19 protein-coding genes and 1 tRNA gene are annotated in these 22598 nt (G+C 56.6%); 8 read left to right on the forward strand and 12 right to left on the reverse strand.

The window, feature by feature from the left end; genetic code table 11:
* Positions 1-102: 102 nt before the first annotated feature.
* Positions 103-1167: a recombinase RecA gene (gene recA, locus ACR0BI_RS02840; RefSeq protein WP_170595572.1), complete on the reverse strand. Its 1065-nt coding sequence runs from the start codon at positions 1165-1167 to the stop codon at positions 103-105.
* A gap of 190 nt (positions 1168-1357) precedes the next feature.
* Between recA and ACR0BI_RS02845 the strand changes: the two genes are divergently transcribed.
* Positions 1358-1951, forward strand: coding sequence for a sulfotransferase family 2 domain-containing protein (locus ACR0BI_RS02845; RefSeq protein ID WP_170817787.1), 594 nt, complete (start codon positions 1358-1360; stop codon positions 1949-1951).
* 5 nt (positions 1952-1956) lie between these two features.
* Here the strand turns inward: ACR0BI_RS02845 and ACR0BI_RS02850 are convergent, their stop codons facing one another.
* From ACR0BI_RS02850 to guaB, 3 genes are all read right to left on the reverse strand, one after another.
* A complete protein-coding gene (locus ACR0BI_RS02850; protein WP_480561477.1) occupies positions 1957-4248 on the reverse strand; it encodes an ATP-binding protein in 2292 nt (763 codons plus the stop codon).
* 103 nt (positions 4249-4351) lie between these two features.
* Complete coding sequence (locus ACR0BI_RS02855; RefSeq protein ID WP_170509795.1) at positions 4352-5515, reverse strand: RsmB/NOP family class I SAM-dependent RNA methyltransferase; 1164 nt, start codon at positions 5513-5515, stop codon at positions 4352-4354.
* Between the two features lie 60 nt (positions 5516-5575).
* Positions 5576-7024 (reverse strand): IMP dehydrogenase, encoded by a 1449-nt coding sequence (guaB, locus tag ACR0BI_RS02860; RefSeq protein WP_480561475.1) that lies wholly within the window; start codon positions 7022-7024, stop codon positions 5576-5578.
* Between the two features lie 215 nt (positions 7025-7239).
* On the opposite strand from guaB, the gene ACR0BI_RS02865 reads away from it, so the two are divergent.
* Positions 7240-9285, forward strand: a complete 2046-nt coding sequence (locus tag ACR0BI_RS02865; RefSeq protein WP_480561473.1) for an ASKHA domain-containing protein — start codon at positions 7240-7242, stop codon at positions 9283-9285.
* A 24-nt stretch (positions 9286-9309) separates the two neighbouring features.
* Positions 9310-10167, forward strand: coding sequence for a class I SAM-dependent methyltransferase (locus ACR0BI_RS02870; protein WP_480561471.1), 858 nt, complete (start codon positions 9310-9312; stop codon positions 10165-10167).
* A gap of 1 nt (position 10168) precedes the next feature.
* Here the strand turns inward: ACR0BI_RS02870 and ACR0BI_RS02875 are convergent.
* The 4 genes from ACR0BI_RS02875 to ACR0BI_RS02890 all read right to left on the reverse strand — a co-directional run bounded on the left by ACR0BI_RS02875 (position 10169) and on the right by ACR0BI_RS02890 (position 12677).
* A tRNA-Gly gene (locus ACR0BI_RS02875) sits at positions 10169-10242 on the reverse strand.
* A 111-nt stretch (positions 10243-10353) separates the two neighbouring features.
* Positions 10354-11418, reverse strand: coding sequence for a methyltetrahydrofolate cobalamin methyltransferase (locus ACR0BI_RS02880; protein ID WP_170393018.1), 1065 nt, complete (start codon positions 11416-11418; stop codon positions 10354-10356).
* 9 nt (positions 11419-11427) lie between these two features.
* A complete protein-coding gene (locus ACR0BI_RS02885) occupies positions 11428-12354 on the reverse strand; it encodes a methylenetetrahydrofolate reductase (protein WP_170596104.1) in 927 nt (308 codons plus the stop codon).
* 26 nt (positions 12355-12380) lie between these two features.
* Entirely contained in the window at positions 12381-12677 is a 297-nt protein-coding gene (locus tag ACR0BI_RS02890) for a virulence factor (RefSeq protein WP_170393016.1), read from the reverse strand.
* A gap of 241 nt (positions 12678-12918) precedes the next feature.
* On the opposite strand from ACR0BI_RS02890, the gene ACR0BI_RS02895 reads away from it, so the two are divergent.
* Positions 12919-14031, forward strand: a complete 1113-nt coding sequence (locus ACR0BI_RS02895; protein ID WP_170393015.1) for a Ppx/GppA phosphatase family protein — start codon at positions 12919-12921, stop codon at positions 14029-14031.
* Positions 14031-14747, forward strand: coding sequence for an RlmE family RNA methyltransferase (locus ACR0BI_RS02900; protein WP_480561469.1), 717 nt, complete (start codon positions 14031-14033; stop codon positions 14745-14747). Before ACR0BI_RS02895 ends, ACR0BI_RS02900 begins: the two co-directional genes overlap by 1 nt.
* Positions 14748-14753: 6 nt before the next feature.
* Here ACR0BI_RS02900 and ACR0BI_RS02905 read toward each other — a convergent pair whose 3' ends face one another.
* The 3 genes from ACR0BI_RS02905 to ACR0BI_RS02915 form a co-directional block, all read right to left on the reverse strand.
* Complete coding sequence (locus ACR0BI_RS02905) at positions 14754-14948, reverse strand: hypothetical protein (protein WP_170393013.1); 195 nt, start codon at positions 14946-14948, stop codon at positions 14754-14756.
* Between the two features lie 91 nt (positions 14949-15039).
* Positions 15040-16944 carry a cytochrome c3 family protein gene (locus tag ACR0BI_RS02910; RefSeq protein ID WP_480561843.1) on the reverse strand — a complete coding sequence of 635 codons (1905 nt, stop codon included), beginning with the start codon at positions 16942-16944 and terminating at the stop codon, positions 15040-15042.
* A complete protein-coding gene (locus ACR0BI_RS02915) occupies positions 16944-17801 on the reverse strand; it encodes a YihY/virulence factor BrkB family protein (RefSeq protein ID WP_480561467.1) in 858 nt (285 codons plus the stop codon). Before ACR0BI_RS02915 ends, ACR0BI_RS02910 begins: the two co-directional genes overlap by 1 nt.
* Positions 17802-17959: 158 nt before the next feature.
* Between ACR0BI_RS02915 and ACR0BI_RS02920 the strand changes: the two genes are divergently transcribed.
* A complete protein-coding gene (locus ACR0BI_RS02920; protein ID WP_480561466.1) occupies positions 17960-19051 on the forward strand; it encodes an AI-2E family transporter in 1092 nt (363 codons plus the stop codon).
* A gap of 7 nt (positions 19052-19058) precedes the next feature.
* Here ACR0BI_RS02920 and ACR0BI_RS02925 read toward each other — a convergent pair whose 3' ends face one another.
* Positions 19059-19739: a Crp/Fnr family transcriptional regulator gene (locus ACR0BI_RS02925; protein WP_170421752.1), complete on the reverse strand. Its 681-nt coding sequence runs from the start codon at positions 19737-19739 to the stop codon at positions 19059-19061.
* A 191-nt stretch (positions 19740-19930) separates the two neighbouring features.
* Here ACR0BI_RS02925 and ACR0BI_RS02930 point away from each other — a divergent pair, with 191 nt between their 5' ends.
* Both ACR0BI_RS02930 and ACR0BI_RS02935 read left to right on the forward strand, forming a co-directional pair.
* A complete protein-coding gene (locus ACR0BI_RS02930; protein ID WP_255612093.1) occupies positions 19931-21541 on the forward strand; it encodes an arylsulfatase in 1611 nt (536 codons plus the stop codon).
* A gap of 60 nt (positions 21542-21601) precedes the next feature.
* On the forward strand, positions 21602-22576 hold the full coding sequence (locus ACR0BI_RS02935) for an HAD family hydrolase (RefSeq protein ID WP_480561464.1): 975 nt from the start codon (positions 21602-21604) through the stop codon (positions 22574-22576).
* The last annotated feature ends 22 nt before the right edge of the window (positions 22577-22598 follow it).

Genomic DNA, 22598 nt, shown 5'->3' on the forward strand with positions numbered 1-22598 from the left:
ATCCGAAACGAAACAAGGCGGCCCCGAGGGGCCACCCTGTTCCAGATATTTTAGCACTACCGGGGTGCCGGGGGATTTCTTCGGTTCCCCCTCAGGCACGCTTTAAGCTTCGAGGATGTCATCCTCTTCCGTTTCGGGTGGCATTTCAAAGTCTAACCCATGCGCGGCACGTATTTTGTCTTCGATCTCGAGCGCCGCACGGGAATTGTCACGCAGATATTGCTTGGCATTCTCACGCCCCTGCCCGATCCGCTCATCACCATAGCTAAACCACGAACCCGACTTTTCGACCACACCGGCCTTGACGCCCAGATCCAGAAGCTCACCCATTTTGCTGATGCCTTCGCCATACATGATGTCGAATTCCACCTGCTTGAACGGCGGTGCCACCTTGTTCTTGACGACCTTGACGCGGGTCTGGTTGCCCACAACTTCGTCCCGATCCTTGATCGCACCGATACGGCGAATATCCAGACGGACCGAGCTGTAGAATTTCAACGCATTACCACCGGTAGTGGTTTCCGGGCTGCCAAACATCACACCGATCTTCATCCTGATCTGGTTTATGAAGATCACCATGCAGTTCGAGCGATTGATCGAGCCGGTCAGCTTGCGCATCGCCTGGCTCATCAGCCGGGCCTGAACACCCACGCTGCTGTCACCCATGTCGCCTTCCAACTCGGATTTCGGCGTCAGCGCCGCAACCGAGTCGACCACGACCATGTTCACGGCCCCCGACCGCACCAAGGTGTCGGTGATCTCAAGTGCCTGCTCGCCGGTGTCGGGCTGAGAGATCAGCAATTCATCCAGATCCACACCCAGCTTGCGCGCATATTGAGGGTCCAGTGCATGTTCTGCGTCGACGAACGCGCAGACTCCGCCGCGTTTTTGCTGTTCAGCGATGCAGTGCAGCGTCAGCGTGGTCTTACCCGAGCTTTCCGGGCCATAAATCTCGACGATCCGGCCCATCGGCAAGCCGCCGATCCCCAGAGCGATATCCAAGCCCAGCGATCCGGTCGAACTCGCATCGATATCCTGCTTGGAATCTTCGCCCAACTTCATGATCGAGCCTTTGCCGAACTGCCGTTCGATCTGGGCCAATGCGCTGTCGAGCGCCTTTTGCTTGTCTGCGTTTTTCTTGTCGCTCATCGTCAGAAGATCCGCCATTGTCCTGTCGCCTTCTCTTTTGTCACACCCTTGATCGGGCGGCAATCGCTGCTTTGTTCGCCTCTTGTTCCTTATGAGACCAAAAAGAGAACATTTCAACTAAAACTTATGAAAACTACTTTTCAGCAATTGTGTTAAAGAGTCGTTTACGACAATCTGAGACATGAAAGGCATTGAAGAGAAAAGATAAATGCTTGTTTTCTATGAAAAGCGGCTGGCGCTTCTGTCTGTTCCAAAGACCGGCAGCACAGCGTATCAGTCGGCCTTGCGCGACCGGGCTGACATCGTCGTGTCCGGCCCAACTGACCTGAAACATGCGAACATGCGTCGCTATGATCGCTTCTTCCAGACAATGTTCCGAAAGATGTTTGATACCGAAATGGACGTCATGGCCATTGTGCGCGAACCCATCGATTGGCTGGGAAGCTGGTATCGATATCGAACGCGCCCTGAATTGGCCGATCATGCGCATTCCACGAAGGATATTAGCTTCGAGGCGTTCCTGAACGCCTATATGCAGAATCCCCGCCCGGCCTTCGCAGATGTGGGATGCCAGACCGAGTTTCTGCAACCCCGCAGCAACGGCGCGGGCGTGACCCATATCTTCAAATATGACAACCAGCAGAAGATACTGGAATTCCTTCAGAATCGGCTGGAATGCGATATCGAACTGTCGCGTGAGAATGTCTCACCCACCTGCCCGATGAACATTTCAAATCAGACCGAACACCGGTTCCAGACGTTGAACGCCGCTGAATACGCGTTGTATCAATCCGCCGAATAGTGGTTTCAGTTCATTTGCTGAAACACCGCTTCGGTCAGTTGGGTCAGCGAAAACGGCTTGGGCAGGAAAGTGGAGTTTTCGATCTGGGGGCCAGATTCGCCAAACGCCCCTTCTGTATAGCCTGACATGAAGACCACCCGCACGTCTGGGCGCGCTTTCATCGCCTCGCGCACCCAGGTCGGGCCGTCCATTCCGGGCATGACGACATCGGTAACAAAAACATCCACCAGCAAATTGGGGTCGTCCAACAATTGCAGCGCATCTTCGGCTGATTCAGCTTCAAGCACAGTGTAGCCTTTCAAGCGAAGCGCCCGCGTCGCGAAGGCGCGCACCGGGGCTTCGTCTTCGACCAACAAAACCACGCCTTCACCCAATCGGGAACTTTGCACCTCTGACGTATCGGGGGCCTCAGGCTCCGATTCTTGGACCCGGGAACTCACAGGCAAGAGCACGGTGAATTCCGTTCCCCGGTCCTGCACACTGTCGACAAATATGAAACCACCAGTCTGTTTTACGATCCCGTAAACAGTCGATAGCCCCAGCCCCGTCCCCTCGCCTGTGCGTTTGGTCGTATAAAATGGCTCAAACACCTTTTGCAGTTTATCTGCAGGAATCCCGATGCCGCTATCGATGACTTTGACCGTAACATATTCCCCCGGCTGTACCGTCGCCCGATCGCGCGTGATCGATTGATCCAATGTCACTACTTCGGTCTCGATCCGAATCTCCCCCCCCTCAGGCATCGCATCACGCGCATTGACGACCAGGTTCATCAAAACCTGCTCTAACTGGCGCTTGTCCGCGCAGACGGATTTGAGCACCGGATCATGACTGAGCGTCAGGCGGACCTTCTCGCCCACAAGACGGTTTAGCAAATGGATAAGGTCTGAAATCGTATCTCGCAGATCCAGCACTTCGGGCCGGAGCGTTTGTTTGCGCGAAAAGGCCAGAAGCTGGCTGACCAACGCTGCAGCACGGTTGGCGTTCTGATTGATCTGTACAAGATCGCCGTAATTCGGGTCATCTTGGTCATGGCGCAACAGCAACAGATCACAATGCCCCGAAATCGCCGTCAGCAAGTTATTGAAATCATGTGCCACCCCGCCCGCCAATTGCCCAACGGCTTGCATCTTCTGGCCTTGAACAAACTGCGCCTCCATCGTTTTCAGTTCGGTGGCATCGTTCAGAACCGCAATAAGACAGACCTGACCATCCCTGAGAATCCGTGACAGCGTAACTTGCACAAATACCTCTTTGTCCTTGCGCACCAAACGCAGGAATTCAGACCGCGGTGCTGCGCCTTGTTCGGCAGCACTCGCCAGCCAGTCCCTGATCGGATAGCCGAGCCCCTGCATCATGCTTTCGATATTCGTCCGCCCCGGTTGGATCTCACCGACCAATTCAACCGCGAGGTGGTTTGCTTCGCTAACATCTCCATCGGGAGACATGCACATGATCGCAACTGGCAAATCTGCAAATGATGTCGTGTGCTGCGGTCCTTCGGCGTGCTGCAGCGGCGTTAAAAGCAACTCACGCACAATACCGCTGTGCCTGAGCGTTGTGACAGTGAATGGTGCTTCAGTTTCCCCGGTTTTAATCTGTATGATGCTACCAACAACTGCACCGCCAGCCTGAACCATCGGCTTGAGGCATGTGGGAATCTGACCAAAAAGCTCGATAGCCGCATCATTGGCATCCAGCACCACGTCATTTCGTCCGACCGTCAGAACCGGCCGCTGCACGCTGCGCCAGATCTGGGGTGCATCTATCCTAAAACGCCAGCAAAACCGATTTTCACCCAGCTTTGAAACAGACACCGGTATTGTTTGTCCGCGCGTGACAACATCTTCTTCCCAAAAACCCCGTTTCAGGGCATGAGACTGCAAACGCAACAGCGCCGCCGACGGGTTTGCAAATACGGTACGCAGAGACTCATCTAGTCGCGTACCCGCGTTCCGAATAAGACGCGCATTGGCCTGAGCGTTTGCAACTAGCACCTCGCCCGTCGCATCCGAAATGACACAGGCATCGGTTTCTTGCACTAGAAAACCCGTCATCGCAGCGTATGTTTGCGCTTCGATCTGATTCAATATCCAAGCACGCGCCAATGCAAAGACCACTACTACCAGGAAGGACAAGCCAACGGCTGCGACCCCGGCACTTAACCGTGGCGGCAAGACGTCAAAGAAGGAAAGTACGCTCAATAAAATGGCGATCAATGCCAGTGAGGCATAGCGCCCACGATCAATGCCCCATCCACTTGATCGAGAGGGGGTAAATTCAGATTGAATAGACATAAACAGCCCGGATTATTACAATTTCTGATCAATATCTGCCTGCAATGGTTAATTGCTGCTTAATGATCAGTGACATAAACTTCTTAAGGTTGTGTTTTAAAGTTTATATTCGCGTCAAGTGTGCTGTAAAAAATCCATCGGTCCCGTGTGAAACCAGCCACGTTTTGCGGTATCCGCTCTGCCATTCGGGATTGCTGGCCAAGAATCCATCAATAATGTCGTCGTTTTCAATCGCCAGCATCGAGCAGGTCGCATAGGCAAGCACGCCTTTGGGCGCAACGAGAGGTGAAACATCTCGTAGAATGGTGGCCTGAATCTGCGCTAGTTCCTCCAAACGCTCGGGCGTTAGCGCCCATTTCCCTGCCGGCGCGCGACGCCACGATCCGCTGCCGGAACATGGCACATCTGTCAAAACCACATCGAACGGGGCCTGACCGGTGATTTGGCCTGTGGTCAGGATCGTGACATCCGCGCCCGCCCTTGCCGCGCGCGCTGGCAAGTCGCGCATACGGTTGGAATTGGCATCATGGGCAAAGACCTGAACACCCATATACGTAGCCGCTAAAGCAAGGGACTTGCCTCCGCCACCCGCACAATAGTCAAGGACACGCATGCCTGGCTGCAAATCAAGCGCGGCAACTACCGCTTGGCTCGCGGCATCCTGCAACTCAACCAGCCCATCTGTATACGGACCGCTCTGAGATATCTTGCGTGCGCCCTCGGTAACTTCCAATGCAGTATCGCAGGCCGGATGTGGATGCGCCGTGATCTCCTCGGCAGCCAGTCGTTGAATGGCTGTAGGCAGGTCAGTTTTCAGCAGGTTGACCCTCAGATGAATCGGAGCGCGCGATTGTAGCGCGGCTGCGGCAAGTTCAGCTTCGTCCTTCAACGCGGCCTGAAATTGGGGCCACAACCACTCGGGGATATCCAGACGTTCTGCGTCGCTCTGAAATGACCTGGGTTGGTCAGCTTCGGTTACCTCTGCAGGTGCATACCGCGCACCCGAAAATAATGACGTTAGGTCTGAGTCCAAGGATCGGGCGGCACCGATCATCAGGCCGCGCCCCGTCTCGGATCCACCGAGCGCCGAGAAGGATCGCTTGCACCGCAATGCATCAAACACATGATCCCGGATCGCAGCGCGATCCTTAGATCCCGCGAACCGACTGCGTCGAGCCCAGCCGGTCAACGCCTTCTCGACCGGTGCACCGGCAAGAATGTCATCGAGGATCTCGATCGAGGCCTGTACCCGAGCAGCAGGTGTCATCGCGTTTTCCGTTCGTCTACACGATCAATTTCGAGAGACCCCCTGAAGGGTCTCACAAACTTACATCACGCGATAATTGGGGCTTTCCCGTGTGATCTGAACGTCATGCACATGGCTTTCCTTCAAACCTGCGCCAGTGATTTTGACAAAGTTGCAGTTCTGGCGCATCTCATCGACGGTGGCACAACCGGTATAGCCCATCGCCGCGCGCAAACCTCCAACCAGTTGGTGCACAACAGCGCTTGCGGACCCTTTGTACGGCACCTGACCTTCGATCCCTTCGGGCACCAGCTTGTCATTCGCGGCGTCCTTCTGGAAATAGCGATCCGCCGAGCCGCGTGCCATCGCACCCAGGCTGCCCATGCCGCGATAGGATTTGAACGAACGTCCTTGATACAGAATCACTTCGCCCGGGCTTTCATCCGTACCAGCGATCATTGAGCCGACCATGGCACAAGACGCACCCGCCGCTATGGCCTTGGCAAAATCGCCCGAGAATTTGATCCCGCCATCCGCGATGACCGGAACATCCCCGGCCGCAGCAGCGCAATCCATGATCGCCGTCAACTGTGGAACCCCAACGCCCGCAACCATCCGTGTTGTGCAGATAGATCCCGGCCCGATGCCCACCTTGATTGCGTCAGCGCCCGCGTCGATCAACGCCTTCGTTGCCTCAGCTGTGGCGACGTTCCCGGCGATGATCTGCACCTCATTCGACAGTGTCTTGGCGCGCTTTACCGCGTCCAGCACCCCCTGCGAATGGCCGTGTGCCGTGTCCACAACGATGATGTCGACGCCTGAATCCACCAGCTGCTCAGACCGCTCAAATCCTGCATCACCAACCGAGGTAGCCGCTGCCACCCTCAGGCGACCCAGGCGGTCTTTGCATGCAGTAGGGTTCAGCACAGCCTGTTCGGTGTCTTTCAGGGTCAGCAAACCGGTCAGCTTGCCACCACCGTCAACAACCAACAGTTTTTCGATCCGGCGCGCGCGCATCAGGCTTTTGGCTTCTTCGAGATCGGCAGGCTCTTGCAGCATCGCCAGATTGTCCGAAGTCATCATCGCGTGGATCGGCGTATCATCCGAGGTTGCAAAGCGCATATCTCGGTTCGTGACGATACCAACGACCCGGCCACTTTCGTCTACCACAGGGAAACCTGTGAAATTATACCGCTCGACCAAAGCCTGCGCATCCGCCAGTGTCTGATCCGCGCGCAGCGTGACCGGGTTATAGACGATACCGGATTCGAACCGCTTAACCCGACGCACTTCGCGGGCCTGTTCCTCGACCGAGAGGTTTTTGTGCACCACGCCGATGCCCCCAGCCTGCGCCATGGCGATAGCCATACGCGCCTCGGTCACCGTGTCCATCGCCGAGCTTAGCAGCGGGATGTTCATCGTAATCTCACGCGTCACGCGCGTGGTGGTATCAGCGGTTGCCGGCAGCACAGAAGATGCGCCCGGAACCAGAAGAACGTCGTCGAAGGTGAGTGCCTCACGAATCTGCATTTGATAACCCCATGCAAAAGCCCGTTTGACGGTGACCCTATTGCACGGATTTCACCAGAGGGAAAGCCCCGAACCCAAGTTGTTTTCCCCTGCGGGCTTCTGCCACGCCCGAAAACGACGCAAGCAATGCAAAACGTGCCGCTGAATGCCCTTTCCCTTTGCGTTCAAACCCATATGTTCGCCGGCATACGCGCGAATACAAAGGCAGGCCATTCATGACCACCGATCCTCTTGTCGTTTTTACCCCGTCCGGCAAACGCGGACACTTTCCCGTTGGCACGCCAATCCTGACGGCAGCGCGCCAGTTGGGTGTCGATCTTGATTCAGTCTGCGGTGGACGCGGTATTTGTTCGAAATGTCAGATCACCCCCAGCTATGGCGAGTTTCCCAAGCATGGCGTGACCGTCTCGGAGGACGCGCTGAGCGAATGGAACGCGGTTGAACAGCGTTATGACGACAAGCGAGGCTTGAAACCCGGGCGCCGTTTGGGCTGTCAGGCCTCGGTTCAGGGTGACGTGGTGATCGACGTGCCTCCTGAAAGCCAGGTTCACCGTCAGGTGGTCCGCAAGGCCGCCGCCGCCCGCGCCATCACCATGGACCCTGCAACACGCCTGTATTTCGTGGTGGTGGAGGAACCCGACATGCACTCGCCCACAGGCGATCTGGAACGGTTAGAACGCGCCTTGCGCGAACAATGGAAGATCGATGCGATTACCGCCGATCTGTCGCTGATGTCCAAGCTGCAGCCAGTGCTTCGCAAAGGGAAATGGGAGGTCACGGTCGCCGTCCACAAAGGCCACAAGGACAACGTGGCCCGTATCGTCGAAATTTGGCCCGGCCTGCACGAACATGGGCTTTACGGTCTGGCTATCGACCTCGGCTCGACCACCATCGCTGCGCACCTGACCGATCTGGAAACAGGTGAAGTCAAGGCTTCTTCCGGCCTGATGAACCCGCAAATTCGTTTCGGCGAAGACCTGATGAGCCGCGTGTCTTACGCCATGATGAATCCCGGTGGCGACAAGGAAATGACCCGGGCCGTGCGCGAAGCGATCAACGATCTGACCACTTCAATCGCTGATGAGGCCGGGATCGATGCCGCTTTGATCGTCGAAACGGTGTTCGTCTGCAATCCGGTCATGCACCATCTTTTGCTGGGTCTGGACCCAGTCGAACTGGGTCAGGCGCCATTTGCGCTCGCGACGTCCGAAAGCATGTCCCTGCCTGCGCATGAGATGGACCTGACCACGATGAATCCACGCGCGCAGGTCTACATCCTGCCGTGTATTGCGGGCCATGTGGGTGCGGACTGCGCTGCCGTTGCCCTATCCGAGGAACCCGGCAAGTCCGACGATCTGGTACTGATCGTGGATGTGGGTACCAATGCGGAAATCTTGCTGGGCAACACCCACCGCGTTCTGGCCTGTTCGTCACCCACCGGCCCCGCATTTGAGGGTGCCCAGATTAGCTCGGGCCAGAGAGCCGCGCCCGGTGCGATTGAACGGATCGAAATCGATCCTGTCACCAAAGAACCGCGTTTCCGCGTGATCGGGTCCGAGAAATGGTCTAATGACGAAGGCTTTGATCAGGACATTGCCACCACGGGCATCACCGGTATCTGCGGCTCAGGCATTATCGAGGCCGTGGCCGAGATGCGCATTGCAGGTCTTCTGGACGAAAGCGGGCTGATCGGCTCGGCCGCGCAGACGGGCACATCGCGTTGCGTTCCCGAAGGCCGCACCAACTCTTATCTGATCCACGACGCCAGCGCCGAGGGCGGTCCGCGTATCACGGTAACTCAAGGTGATATCCGTGCCATCCAGTTGGCTAAATCCGCGCTTTATGCCGGTGCGCGTCTTCTGATGGACGAGATGGAGGTCGACCGCGTGGACCGCGTGGTACTGGCCGGAGCTTTCGGCGCGCATATTTCGACCAAACACGCGATGGTGCTGGGTATGATCCCTGATGCACCGCTGGAGAAGGTCTCCAGCGCGGGTAATGCCGCTGGAACCGGTGCCCGGATCGCGCTGTGTAACATCGGATCGCGGGCCGAGATCGAACGCGTGGTGCGCGAGATCACCAAGGTCGAAACGGCAATCGAGCCCAAGTTTCAGGACCATTTCGTCGCCGCCAATGCGATCCCACACAAAACCGATCCGTTCCCTGAATTGGCCCAGGTCGTCACCCTGCCCGCTCCGTCCTTCAATACCGGTGGCGGGGATGAGGAAAAATCTGGCCGCCGACGCCGCCGGAGGTCATAGTCGCCCCATCCACAGGAGGCGAATATGACATCAGTGAACGAGGAACAGGCGGAATTCTGGGGAAACTCGGAACAAGGCACCAAATGGCTGACCTATGAGGATCAGCTTGACCACGCCTTCGCGCCCGTTCTTGATCTCGTTCTGGACCGGGCCGCCCTGTCGGCGGGTATGCAAGTGCTGGATATCGGATGCGGCACAGGCGTCAGTGCAATCGCAGCGGCGCGCGCGGTTGGGGCCGAAGGACACGTATTGGCGGCCGATATATCGCAGCCGTTTCTGGACCGCGCAGCCAAACGTGCTGAAAGCAACGGGATACAGACTATCACTTTTCAGCACGCGGATGCGCAAACCTACGCGTTTGAACCCGGACAAATGGATGCCGCAATCTCCCGGTTTGGTGTCATGTTCTTTAGCGACTCGATCGCAGCATTCCGAAACATCGCCTCGGCACTGAAACCCGGTGGGCAAATGACGTTCGCTTCCTGGGGGCCATTGGACGTCAACCCGTGGTTCAAGATACCCCATGTCGCCGCCGTTCGGCGAATGGGTCAACCGCCCCGCGTAGACCGCTATGCGCCCGGGCCGCTGGCGTTCCACGACATCGACCATGTCAAAGGTCTGATGACCCAAGCGGGGCTGTCTGAAATAGCCGGCGACGCGATCACAGTGAACCTGACGGGTTTTGGCGGCGTTGAAGGCACGGCGAGGCTGGTGACACGTGTTGGTCCTGCGGGCCGTGTTGTTGCCCATTTCGAAGGGAGTGAGGCTGATACTGACGCTATTCAAGAAGCGGTCGCAAAAGAGTTCCGACAGTATAAGTCTGGTTCGGAGATCCTCATCCCGGCGATGATCAACCTCTATCAGGCCCGACGCGCAGAATGATTGGAGCGGGTAGCGGGAATCGAACCCGCGCGTTCAGCTTGGGAAGCTGACAGGCTACCATTACATCATACCCGCCGCTGGGCATTGATTAGCACTGCTCTTTACTGGGGTTCAAGGGTCAACAAACGCTGACGAATCGAAAAGGCCGGATCAATAAATCCGGCCCAATCCATTGTTTTATTTACCTTAAGCGCGGCGACGACGACCACCGCCACGACGTCCGCGTGCACCCTCGCCTTCGGCTCCGGCCTCAGCGGGTGGTTTGTTGAACCTGATCCACTCACCGCCATGTGCGTCGTTGTTGGTCAGCAGGTTGGCGGCGCGGATGGCCTCCATCTCTTTGCCCGCACGCGGAAGGGTCGAACCCAGACCGAACATCTGTACAAAGGTTTCGTCGTCCATATCCTCGGGTAGAATGATACCGGCGGCAGCAACGGCCTCTTTCTTTTCAGCAATCTTCTTCTGCGTAACCGGCAGAGCCACCGGGTTCATGATCGCTGAAGTCATTCCGGCACCCATTGCCATCGGCAGGAAGGCGTTGTTGATACCGTGACGGTTCGGCAGGCCGAACGAGATGTTGGACGCACCGCATGTGGTGTTCACGCCCAGCTCTTCCCGCAGACGACGGACCAGAGCAAACACCTGCTGGCCAGCAGTTGCCATCGCACCAATCGGCATGACCAGCGGATCGACCACGATGTCATGAGCCGGGATGCCGTGATCGGCTGCACGCTCAACGATGGTTTTGGCGACGGCAAAACGCACATCGGGGTCTTCCGAGATTCCGGTGTCATCGTTCGAGATCGCCACAACGGGTACGTTGTATTTCTTGACCAGTGGCAGAACCAGTTCCAGACGCTCTTCTTCACCGGTGACCGAGTTCAACAGCGGACGACCTTCCGCCGCCTCAAGACCGGCTTCCAAAGCGCCCGGAACCGAAGAATCGATGCAAAGCGGTACATCAACAAGCCCCTGCACCAGCTCGACGATCTTGGTCATCAGCGGCGGCTCGGTCTCGTTCGGGTTGGGGTTCGAGTTGTAGACGACACCTGCGTTGATATCCAGAACGGTCGCACCTGCAGCGACCTGCGCCAGAGCATCCTTTTCGACTGTCGAGAAATCGCCTGCTTCCAATTCGGCAGCCAGTTTCTTACGGCCCGTTGGGTTGATCCGCTCACCGATAACGCAGAACGGTTCGTCAAAGCCCAGAACGGCAGTTTTTGTTTTTGATTCTACGACTGTACGGGTCATGTCCGTTCCTTAGGAGTTAACCGGCTTTGCCGAAGCGCCGCCGTTGTTGATCGCCCAGTTGGCGTTGGTCTTGATCCCGCCCAGCGGGAAGAAGTGTACCTTGGTGATATTGAAATCCGGGTTGGCTGCCTTGTGATTGGCCAGTTCGGTGACCACATCGGTTGGCTCGTAAGGCAACAGCAGCTTGGACACGTCCATGGCGCGCTTCTGCAGGACTTTCAGCGATGGACCAACGCCGCAGGCGATAGCGAATTTGATCAGCGTCTGCAGCTTCGCCGGGCCCGCGATACCGATATGGATCGGCAGATCAATACCCGCTTCTTTCAGGCTATCTGCCCAAGCAATGATCGGCTTGGCGTCGAACGCAAACTGAGTGGCCAGCGCCATTTCGGCGTCGGTGGTTTCCGAAAACTTCTGCTTCCAGCGCAGCGCGTCATCGACATTCTTGGTCGAGCCGTCGGGATCGATATCCTTGTTACCTTCGGGGTGACCGGCTACGTGCAGTCGCTTGAACCCCGCCCTGTCGAACAGTCCGGTTTCCAGCAGCTGCATCGAGCTGTCGAAATCACCATGCGGTTTGGCGACACCACCAGCCAGCAGAAGCGCCTGCTCGACGCCCGCTTCACCCTGATACATGGAAATCCAGTTTTCCAGTGTCGCGGCATCCTTGATGATCCGTGCCGGGAAATGCGGCATGACAGGGTAACCTTCGGCCGCGATGCGCTTGGCGGTTTTGACCATGTCTTCGATTGGCGTGCCCTCGATATGGGCGATGTAGACACGGGTGCCTTCCGGCAGCAGCGCGCGGAAATCTTCGACTTTTTCCGCAGTGCGCGGCATCACCTCGATCGAGTAGCCCTGCAAAAAGGCTTCGACGGTCGGGTTCACAGGGCCGTTTTCGACCGCATCACGTTTCTTGAAGTTCAGCAAAGCCATAGCGGCCTCCCATAAAGATCTGGGGCTCATGCCCAACCGTCATTGGCGATCAGGGTCTTGATACGGTCCTGATCGTACTCTGTTTCCAAACGCGCGGCCTCGGCTTCGGCAATTTCGGACGGGTCGCCCTCAACTGCGAAAGGCTCGGCTTTGCGCCACTCGGCCAGATAGGCATCACTATCCTTGGCGTTCACCTTCATTGCGGCCCGGTCGATGGCTTGTTCAAACCGCTCTTCCAACTGCCGCTTAGCGCCACGACGGCCCTTGCCGACGATGACTTGGGCGGGAATATCGCGCCAATATACGATGGTGACGTCAGGCATTACCGTGATTCCTCCTAACCAGATGGACCGGTTCTAAACTTCAATGTGGGTCCAAGTCGGTCGATTTTCGACATACGGCGTATTTGCAGCGACCTTTTTGCCCACGGCTGCATACCGCAGCTTTTAATGCCTTGGTGGCCAAAACCGAACATCAAAATCCTAATGAATTTAATGAGCGTCTTGCGTGATCCAATTGCGCGACCTATGGTCGGGGTAACTCGAAAATCGGAGGGCGTTTAAGATGGCGCCCAAGCGTCCCAGAGGTGCGGGCGCGTTCCCGAAAGCGGTCGAAAGCCCCGCGCCGGCAAGACCCGATCCAGATGCGTTATATGCGGCACTGGATTTGGGGACAAATAGCTGCCGCATGTTGATCGCCCAGCCCAAGGGCAGTGGATTTCATGTGGTGGACAGCTTCTCCAAATCGGTGCAGTTGGGTGCCGGTCTGGAACGCACCGGGCGGTTGTCGCGGGCGTCCATGGCACGTACCGTACAGGCGCTGCGGATTTGTCAGCAAAAACTCAAGCGTAACAAGGTCAAGCGCATGCGCTTGATCGCAACCGAGGCTTGCCGTCGCGCCAAGAATTCACGCGATTTCATCCGGCAAGTTAAACGCGAAACCGGCCTGACGCTCGACATCATCCAGCCCGAGGAAGAAGCACGTCTGGCTGTGATTTCCTGTGCACCGCTGGTGTCGACCAAGACCGAGCAATTGTTGGTCGTCGATATCGGCGGCGGCTCAACCGAATTGGTCTGGATCGACATCTCCTCTGTTCCTCGTCGGGATCGGCCTGCCGCGATTATGAGATTGCATAACGGGTTCCACACACCTGAAAGCCCTTTCCCTGCGGCCAAGGTGGTTGATTGGATCAGCGTCCCGCTGGGCGTGGCAACATTGCGTGATCAGTTCAACGACGTCGAAGACGATGCCGCGCGTTTTGCGCTAATGAGCTGGTTTTTCGAAGAAAATCTGGCCGATTTCGCACCTTACAAGGATGAACAGGCCCGCGAAGGGTTTCAGATTGTGGGCACCAGCGGAACGGTGACCACTGTCGCCGCCTCACACCTTGGCCTCAAGCGCTATGACCGGACGAAGGTGGACGGATTGCGGATGACCAGCGATCAGATTGACAAGGTGATACGAGGCTATCTAGAACTCGGCCCTCGTGGGCGCCGCCGTGATCCCCGGATCGGAGAAGATCGGCAGGCCCTGATCATGTCCGGCTCGGCCATCTTGCAGGCGCTGTTGCGCTGCTGGCCCACCGATCGCCTTTCTGTGGCGGACCGTGGGCTGCGCGAGGGTTTGCTTTATGCGCAAATGAGTGCGGATGGTGTATTGGAAGACGGACCGTTCTGATGGCGAAGACACCAACTGGCAAAAGCAACTCGGGTCGCGGGCAACGCGACCTGAAGGTGAAGGTCAAGACAGCGCGCGGGCGCAAGCTCAGCTCGACCCGCTGGCTGGAACGGCAGTTGAACGACCCCTATGTCAAACGCGCGCAGGTCGAAGGCTATCGCGGACGCGCGGCATTCAAGATACTTGAGTTGGACGACAAGTTCCGGTTTCTCGTACCCGGCGCGCGCGTGGTCGATCTGGGTTGTGCGCCCGGTGGCTGGCTGCAAGTCGCCGTGAAACGCGTCAATGCACTCGGCGAGAAAAGCGGCAAGCGCGTCGGCACCGTTCTGGGGGTTGACCTTCAAGAGGTTGAGCCCGTCGCCGGTGCCACCGCGCATGTCCTTGATTTCATGGAAGATGACGCCGATCAGAAGGTCAGGGACTGGCTGGGTGGCAAAGCGGACGTGGTCATGTCTGATATGGCGGCTGCGTCTTCGGGCCACAAACAGACTGACCACCTGCGGATCATGGCCCTGTGCGAAACGGCGGCTTATTTCGCGTTCGACGTGCTGGAAGAGGGCGGCACTTTCGTTGCCAAGGTGCTTGCTGGCGGGGCTGAGGGGGACCTTCAGAAACTGCTCAAGCAGAAATTCAACAAGGTTGCCAATGTGAAACCTCCGGCCTCACGTTCTGATAGTTCCGAGAAGTTTGTTGTCGCCACCGGCTTCCGGGGTTAAGCGGCGTTAATCCAGATCGATCTTTCCCGGCGCTATGCTCTGTTTCCGCAGAGACGCTGCAGCTATGCCTTGCAGCAATAGTGCTTCGCCATGATTGATATCGACAGGCTTGCGCGCGCGCAGCTCTTCAATACGCTGGTCAAGCGTCGTTTTACGGGCCGCCGTCAGCGGCTTTGCGAGGGTAGCGGTGCGATCCGGCATACATCACCTGTAGCAATCCGAGTGCTTATACCGGTTGGCTAACCGCAGAATGCGCCGTGAAGATGGCGCAAATCTGCCAGTTCCATGCCAGTTATCTCCCGAGTTCCTGCGCCAGTTGCATTAAGTTTGGATCATCGGGAAGAACTAACAAGGCCTCGTCCAATGTCGCCAACGCAGCCTGAACACCGCGATTGATGTGGGCAAGTTGAACCAGCATCGGCCAAGCCTCAACGCGCTGCGGGTCGAGCGTTACAACCTCGCGGAATGCACGTTCTGCAGCCGGCGCGTTTCTGAGCGTAAGCGCCCAGCCACCCAGCACCAAATGGGTCTCAGGAAAGTCCAAACGATTGGAAATGCTACGTTGCCAATCCGCCATGCCCTGCTGCGCGCTTGCGCGTTGGTCTTGCGTCATGGCCTGCGCTGGGATCGATAAGAACTCTTTTGCAGCCGAGATGCGTACATTGCGCATGGGGTCGGATAACAACGGCTCTAACCGCGAAGCGCGCAACTGGGCAGGAACCTGACGCTGCAGTACCGGTCCATTGGCCCGTATCAGTGGGTCCGGATCGGTCAGCAACGGTGCTAGACGCTCGGCAAGATCAGGCGTTGCAAAAGGTTGCAACAAATACAGAGCGGTTGCGCGAACGATACCTGCCTGCCCTTCATCCAGAGCGATCGCGACCAGCGTTTCAGGGTCGTCCAATTGACCACTGCCTGCTGCTGCAAATGTCGTGCCATAATGCGCCACTCTATAGGATGATTCCGGGAACCAGAGTTCAATCTGCTGCGCCGCCCAAGACTGATCTTCATCCGCATGGCAATCGGTGCAGGCATCAGTTCCGAGCCCAAGATCAGGGCGGGGAATGCGGAAGCTGTGATCGCGCCTGCCATCTACACCCATATAGACACGCTCGATCATGTGGCAGTTCTTGCATTGGGCACCCGCAGAATTTTCAGCATGTTGGTGATGCACGGGCGTGTCATATTCGGCCAGCCGAAGGGTCGGGAAATCCGGGTTGCCAGCGGGGGAGTGGCATTGGGTACACAACCCATTACCCTCGGCTTTCACCTCAGCCCGGTGCGGATCGTGGCAATTCATGCAACCCACCCCTTCTGCATACATGCGCGACTGCAGGAATGAGCCATAAACATAGACCTCGTCCAAAATCTGGCCATCTGGGTGATACAAACCTGGTCGCAGCAACGCCAGGTTATAGGCGTCGTGATACGGCTTGCCGGGAAGCGGATTACCATCTTCCAACGCCTCGCGCCGGGAATGACAGCCGGCGCATTGCTGAATTTCCGCTTCTGTCTGCCCCCTGCCCCATGTCGTAGGGAATCCGAACTCGCTCAAACCGTCTTGCAACACTTTTCCGGTCGTCCACTCCAAATGCGCAGAACCCGGCCCGTGGCAAGCCTCGCACCCGACACCAATTTCGACCTGTGTCGAGGCATAGCGCCTTTCCTCAGAGTCGTAGTTCTTCACATAACCGGTCGCATGACACTCGGCACAGCGGGCGTTCCAGTTTTTGTACGGACCGGTCCAGTGCAGCCCATCATTCGGAGGCAGATCCTGATCCGGGTAAAGGTGGAACCAACGGCCCTTTTCGACGTCCCAAACCACATCAAAACTCTGCAATCGGCCGGGCTCGGTTTCGAAAAGATATTGCTGTAGCGGCGCGATACCGACAACGGAATGGACCGGATAGGTCGTTGTAACGCCGTCCTTTTCGGTGACCTGCGCCGTAAGAGCTCCATCTTGATCCGCAAAGGCCACGCTCATTCCATCATGCGAGAATCGTGTTCCATCGAAATCAGCCTGAACGTGGCCGTCCTCCACCTCGGTCCAGGCAAGCGCATGGTATGAGCTTTCCCAGGCTTCGGTTTCTTCCTTATGACAATCCGAGCACGCGTCTGATCCAACATAGTCCTGCGCCTGCGACTGCTGCGCGGTCGCCCAAAGGATCGCGGTCATCACGATAGCGCGGAGATACATCATTGCCCCTCTTCGTTTTGCAAATCGATCAGCGCACCGTTGTATTCGGCCCCGAGGATCAGCATGGCCGAGCACAGGTACAGGAAAATCAGCGCTGCCATTGCCCCTGCAAGCCCGGCATACGTCGCGCTATAGGTCGCAAACTTGGCGATGTAGATTGAAAAGCCCCATCCACCTGCAGCCCACAAAGCCAATGTCAGGATTACGCCCGGCAAGATTTGTAGTAGGCTGTGCCGTCGGGTGGGCAAGATCAGATGGGCCAAAAGAACGGTGCCAGCGGGGACAGCCACGGTAAAGGTCCATCGCAGACGATCCACCGACAGCCAGCTGTCCACATCCACTGCCGTCTTTTCCGAAACCAAACGGGTATAGACCGGCAGAACGACTTCGACCGCCGCGATGGCCAGAATGGCAGCACCGCCGATTATGACCAGCACAAAGCACAGCAGTCGGGTCTTCCAGAACGGCCAATTGTCCGTGTCGTGATAGGCCTGCGCCATCGCCTTTCGCACGGCGGCGACTCCGTTCGAGGCAAAGTAGATCGCCAACAAGCCACCCAAAGTGATCACGCCCGAGCCCGCACCGGCCAAAACAGCACGCAGTTCTGAAACGATGGGATCGGCCACGTCTTTGGGCCAGGCGCCAAATATCAGTTCGATCAGTTCATCGGTCACATAGCCCTGTGACAAGGCCCCTGCCAACGCGACCGTGAATAGAACGAATGGAAACAGGGCCATCATCAACGACATGGCGACGTGGCTGCTCATGACGAAGCCGTTTTTGTCATTAAATCGGCGCACAGCAAGCCAGAGCGCACGCAGGAATTGGCCGAACGAGGGAATCAAAACAGTTGGCATTGCGCTAGCCTAGCCTGCCTTTTCCTTTGGCAGAACCGTCAATCGGATCAGGCCACCGATTTCATGCGTATAACCTTCTGTATGGATTGCATAAACCCGCCAGCCTGTGCAGGATCAATCAAAACACATCCAGGCAGCACTCAGACCAAGGCCATCTTATGACCTCTGACCTAGAAAACAGCCCATCCCGTGCGCGTCCGCAGCTGAGCGTATTGCGGGATGTAGCGATCGTGGCCACGCTAATGGTGCTCGGCCTCTATGCAGGGGCAAACTTTCTGGTGCCGTTGACCATGGCGTTACTGATTAACGTGCTGATCCTGGCCCTTAGCGACCGGGTCATTGCAGTGACGAGGGTGCCGATCTGGCTGGCGAATGTCGCGGGAGTAACGGTTGTATTGGCCGGTTTGTTCATGATCATGTACATTCTGGGAAGTCAGGCCACGCAGTTTGCACGCTCGATCAACACCTACGAAAGCCAGTTTGACGGGGCTGTTCATAGGATTACCGGGTTGGTCGGCAACGATGTCACAAGTTTTATCCGAGACAATCTGGTCAGCATCGATATGTCCTATGTCGCTCGGATATTGCTGGGCAGCGCCACATCACTGCTTAACCAGTTCTTCCTTATCAGCCTTTATGTCGCCTTTCTGATGGCCGAGCGGTTGGCCTTTCGCAAGAAAATCCAGCTTGCCGCCGGCAACCCGCGGCTGGGGGCTGACCTGGCCTTGGTTCTTGATGCGATTTCGTACAGCCTGCAGCGATACGTCGGCGTGAAAACATTTATCAGTCTGATCACCGCCACCATCAGCTACGCCGTATTCAAAGCGCTGGGTCTGGAATATGCTGAAACCTGGGCCGTGCTGACTTTCGCCCTGAATTTCATCCCGTCAATCGGTTCGATCATCGCCGTCATCTTTCCCGCAATGATCGCTCTGGTTCAGTTTGAGACGATCGGGCCATTTCTCGTGATCGTTCTGGGGTGCGGCACACTACAGTTTCTAATCGGCAACTTTCTGGATCCGGCTATGCTGGGCCGATCGCTGAACATGTCGACCTTCCTAGTGATTTTGGCATTAACTTTCTGGACTACGGTCTGGGGTCTGATCGGAGCGTTCCTGAGTGTGCCTTTGACCGTCTGCATCCTGATCATCTTCAGCCACATCCCCGCGCTGCGCCCGGTCGCGATCTTGATGTCTTTGGATGGAAGGCTCGGTGAGGATGATCGGTCGTCAACCGAACATTCGGCTTGAACGTCCGTTAACTTTGACAGCTAGCGACGAGGGCGCGTCGATCTTTCAACCTCAGCCGACCATACCCGCCTTCGATCAAGTCTAATTCGATAAGCCTGTGTAATGCTCGGTGAAGCGTTGGCGCAGAGACTGCAATCATAGCCGCCAGCTCTTCCTGCGAAACCGGTATCCAACCCTCTGCATCGGATGTCACCTCATCCAGATGCAGCAACCTCAGAACCAGCCGTTTCTCGGTGCCGGTCACCGCAAGATTGGCAACGATACGCAGGGCTTTTTGCATGTTTTCATGACTTAAGGCGTAGAAATCCCGAACAAAGTCAGGAGAATCCTGCACCAAGCGTTCTAACCGCGGGGCCGGAAAGAAAAGCGTCTCGGTTGGCCGAGTCGCCACCACGCTGATCAGCCGATGCGCAGTCGCAAACAACGCGAGATCGCCGATCCAAAAGCCACGTCCTTCTTGGTGTATGACAAATTCCTGACCGTCATCTGCGGGGACGGTGATCTTAACACTACCATCCAATACAGCGTGGATCCCGTTGGCGGGATCACCCTGGACAAACAAAGCTTCGTCAGCACCGTAAGTTCGGCGCACGGCACTGCGTAACAGAGCATCCTGAAAGGCGGGAGATCTGGTTTTGAACCAGGAACTTTCCTGCAGCGCGTCTAGATCAGTTTCAATTAATGCCATCTATATATTTAAACTTCATCATATGATAAATTTCAATCAGGCTCACTGGCCTACATTACTTACACACGAATCCCGCAATCTGGCTATTTTCGCGGGATATCCAATGCTTAACGACTGCAACTAATCCTATTCTGGACACAAGTCTCAGATAGTTCACAGGGACAAATTGTCCACAAGTTCAGGAGTAAAACATGTTAACTACAACCCGGTTCTTGGAAAGCTGGCGTATCGGACTGCGCCGTACCGCAGCAGCGTCGATTGCCGTTCTGGTCGCACTGCCTGCATGGGCGCAGGATCAAAAACCCAACATTCTGGTCATTTGGGGCGATGACATCGGCCAATCCAACATTTCGGCCTACACAATGGGCCTTATGGGATACCAGACCCCCAATATCGACAGGGTCGCCGATGAAGGCATGATCTTCACCGATTATTATGGCGAGCAATCCTGTACAGCTGGCCGCTCATCTTACATCATGGGCCAATCGGTGTTCCGGACTGGACTGTCCAAGGTTGGCTTGCCTGGCGCTAAAGAAGGGATGCAGATCGAAGACCCCACGATTGCAGGGTTGCTTAAGGATCATGGGTACGTGACCGGCCAGTTTGGCAAGAACCACCTGGGCGACAGGGATGAGCATCTACCGACAAATCACGGATTTGATGAGTTTTTTGGGAATCTCTATCACCTCAATGCAGAAGAAGAACCCGAGCATGAAGATTATCCCGGGGACGCGGTTCTGCCCGATGGGCGCACGTTCCGCGAGGCCTATGGTCCGCGCGGTGTGATCAAGTCCAGCGCAGGTGGCCCCATCGAAGACACCGGTCCACTGACACGCAAACGCATGGAAACGGTGGATCAGGAAACCCTGGAAGCTGCCGTTGAGTTCATTCGTGAGGCCAACCAGAACGGCACACCATTCTATGTATGGTGGAATGGCACACGCATGCATTTCCGCACCCATGTCGGGGAAGAAATGCGCGAAACAGCCAACGAAATCCTAGGTAGTCCGGCCGATGAGTACACGGCGGGCATGATCGAACATGACATTCAGGTCGGCCAACTGCTTGATCTGCTGGACGAACTCGGCATCGCCGACAACACGATCGTTCATTATTCCACCGATAACGGCCCGCATTACAACACATGGCCGGATGCCGCTTCGACACCGTTCTGGGGCGAAAAGAATACCAACTGGGAAGGCGGCTGGCGCGTACCATCCATGGTGCGTTGGCCCGGCAAGATCGAAGCGGGTTCGATCTCGAACGAAATCGTGCATCACATGGACTGGCTGCCCACCTATCTGGCGGTCGCTGGCGACCCCGAAATCAAGGAAAAGCTGAAAGCCGGCTATTCCTCACCTGCCATGGGTCGCGACTACAAAGTGCATCTGGATGGCTACAACATCTTGCCACTGCTGACCGGTGAGACCACTGAAAGCCCCCGCCGTGAAATCTTTTATTTCACGGATGACGGCGACCTGTCCGCTTTGCGTTTTGACGACTGGAAGCTGATCTTTTTGGAGCAAAAAGCATGGGCCACCCTGCGCGCATGGATGGAACCATTCACAGAACTGCGCGTGCCGATCATCGTGAATTTGCGCCGCGACCCTTATGAGCGTGGATACCGTACATCCAACACATACTACGACTGGATGATCGACCGGGTGTATTTCCTAGTACCGGCGCAGCAATATGTGGCGAGTTTCCTGAGTACTTTCCAAGAATTCCCACCACGTCAGAAGGCGGCCAGCTTCAGCCTTGATCAGGTGATGCAGAAATTGGCCACACCAACTTCGAACTAGAAAACAAGACAGGGGCCGCCGTAAAGCGCGGCCCCTTTTTCCAGTATCAGAGGCTATTACATGAGATTTCTCAAACTCACGGCGTTTATAGCCACCGTCCCCCTAGTGGCGTTCGCAGACCCCCTGCCCAGTTGGACCGACTCAGCAACAAAACAGCAGATCATCGACTTTGTTGACGCGGTTAGCGACCCGGCGAATGAACTCTATGTCACTCCCGCCGACCGGATTGCGGTGTTTGACAATGACGGCACGCTCTGGGCTGAACAACCGGTCTATTTTCAGTTCATATTTGCCATGGACCAACTGGCAGAGCTTGCTAAACAAGACCCATCGATCTTATCGACCCCAGCGTTGAAAGCGGCTGCTGAGGGTGATCTGAAAACCATTCTGGAAGGCGGGCACGACGCTCTGATCGAAGTGGTCAACGCATCGCATTCCGGCAGCAGCGTTGAAGTATTTCAGGCGTCGGTGGCCGATTGGCTGAACACTGCACGACATCCCGAGACCGATCTGCCCTACGACCAGATGACCTATCAGCCGATGGTCGAGCTGTTGCGCTATCTGCGGGATGAGGATTTCAAAACTTATATCGTTTCAGGCGGAGGCCTGCATTTCATGCGTGTCTTCGCCGCACAGGCATATGGCATCCCGCCCGAACAGATTCTGGGCACCTATGGTGAGACCACGTATGACAATGTGGACGGCACGCCTGTAATCAACAAGGCCCCCGGCATCGCCTTCATCGATGATAAAGAAGGCAAACCTATCAATATCGAGCGCACCATTGGCAAGCGCCCCATATTTGCCGGGGGAAACTCGGACGGGGATTTTGCCATGCTAGAATGGACCACCGCAGGCGACGGGCCACGGCTGGGCGTTTTGATCCATCACACTGATTCGGATCGCGAATGGGCCTACGACCGCGAAAGCCCGATTGGACGGCTAGTCGATGGGTTGGACAAAGGCCCGGATATGGGATGGGTCATTGTTGATATGGCCAACGACTGGTCCCGCATCTACACTGGGGCAAACTAAGCAACCCGGATCGCTGCGCCCC

Source organism: Ruegeria sp. E5 (assembly GCF_056534105.1).